Raw genomic sequence first — 1,759 nt, forward strand, 5'->3', positions numbered from 1 at the left:
CGGCCACCCGCAGCGTGCCGCCGCCCACATGCGGCTCCAGACCATGCTTGATCGCGTTCTCCACCAGCGGCTGCAGCAGCAGCGGCGGCACCGGCAGCTCGCGCAGCGTCTCCGGCAGCTCGAACTCGAAGCGCAGCCGCGTACCCATTCGCACCTGCATCAGCGCCAGATAGTCGGCCAACCGGGCGAATTCGTCCTTGAGGGGGTGGCGCTCCACGCGGGAGGCGGACAGCGTCGCCCGCAGGAAGGCGATGAGGTGGTCCAGCATCGCCTGCGCGCGCTCGGCGTCCAGGCCGATCAGCACCCGCAGGTTGGCCAGCGTGTTGAACAGCATGTGCGGCTCGAGTTGCGACTCGAGCAGCCGCAGCTGCGTCTCGGCGGCCTGGCGGCGCAGCGTCTCGGCATGGGCCTCGGCGCTTGCCATCCGGTGGCGGTACAGCAGAAAGAAGGTGGCGGCGAAGCCCGGGATCAGCGAAATCACCATCACGGCCATCACCCGGCGCAGCGGGCTCGCCAGCAGGCTGCGCTCCTGGAAGCCGGTCACGAAGTTGCCCACCTCCAGGCCGATGCTGTAGCCCAGGCCGGTGCCCAGGATCAGGCACACCGTCATGAGCGGCCAGCCGGGCCAGTCGAACGCATCGCGAGGCGCGCGACCGAGACGCTGCAGGGTCTGCCAGCGCAGCCAGCCCAGCCCGAAGCGCAGCAGGTTGATGCAGGTCGCGCAGAACAGCGAGATGAAGAAGCAGTAGACCAGCGTCGGTCCCGGCGACTGGTTGAACACCACCACCAGGGCGACCGACACGACCACCGTCAGCAACAGCACCAGCAGCACGTGGCGCAGGAGCCAGTGCAGCGGCGGCGGGAGGGGCAGGGGGCGCATGGGCAGGGAGTGTCGGCGATCCGGCCGCGTCCGGGCCGCGGTCAGGCCACCACCGGGCCGCCGCTGCGCGGCCGCACGGCCAGGATGTTGATCGCCCGGCCCAGGAAGGCGCCGCTGAACAGGCCGAACGCGGCGCTGGAGGCCATCGCGATGCCGAGGTGGGTGGCGTAGTCCGGGTGCAGGGCCAGGCTCATGCCGGAGGCGAACTTCAGCGTGAAGATGCCCAGCATCAGCGCGAGCGGCACCCAGCTGCCCGGGACGATGAAGCGGCGGGTAGCGGCGTCGAAACGCGTCTGGCCGGGCCAGCGCAGCGCGCGGACCGTTCCCGCGCCGAGCCCGATGCCGACGAGCCAGGCCAGGCCCGGCAGGCCGTCCAGGCCGAAGCTCTTCTCCACGCCCCAGGCGCCGAAGACCAGCCACAAGGCAGGCAGGATCACCAGGCGGCGCGGCCGCATCGCGGTCTCGCGGCACTGCCGCAGACCGATGATCGTGATCACCAGCAGGATGACCCAGACGTACTTGGGCACGTGGGTGAGGATTTCTAGCGGGGTGGGGTGCATGGCGGGCTCCGGTGGCAGGTCGTGTTCGATGGACGCGACTGTTGCGGACGGGCGCCGCCGCGCCCAGCGGCCTGCGACGAAGCGCTGCCCAGCGGCGCGAGTTGTCGCCGCCGTTCGCCATCCGGGTCGCGCACGGTCTCCGCTCGAGCTTCGCCGGGGAACTCGTCGACGTGCGACGGTGGTTGGGGACGGCGGGGCATGGGGTTCAGGCGCTTGCCGCCTGTGGCCCCATGCTCCGGCGGCCAACGCCTGAGCCTTGTCAGGCGGAGAGGGGCCGGGCGAGCGTTCGAAGACCCTCACCCCCGGCCCTCTCCCGCAA

At 71.2% G+C, this 1,759-nt stretch carries 2 protein-coding genes; both read right to left on the minus strand.

Features of this window, described 5'->3' with window-relative positions; translation table 11 throughout:
* On the minus strand, positions 1-880 hold an 880-nt coding region (locus FUT87_RS26390), incomplete at its 3' end, for a sensor histidine kinase (protein ID WP_255512048.1).
* 41 nt (positions 881-921) lie between these two features.
* The gene (locus tag FUT87_RS26395; protein WP_147242899.1) at positions 922-1,440 is read right to left on the minus strand and encodes a DUF6622 family protein; all 519 of its coding nucleotides are present in this window, start codon (positions 1,438-1,440) and stop codon (positions 922-924) included.
* Between the last annotated feature and the right edge of the window lie 319 nt (positions 1,441-1,759).

Source organism: Mitsuaria sp. TWR114 (genome assembly GCF_007997345.1).

Bases quoted from the DNA above. Each gene is read 5' to 3' on its own strand.
- FUT87_RS26395 (WP_147242899.1), bottom strand. From the start codon at position 1,440: ATGCACCCCACCCCGCTAGAAATCCTCACCCACGTGCCCAAGTACGTC.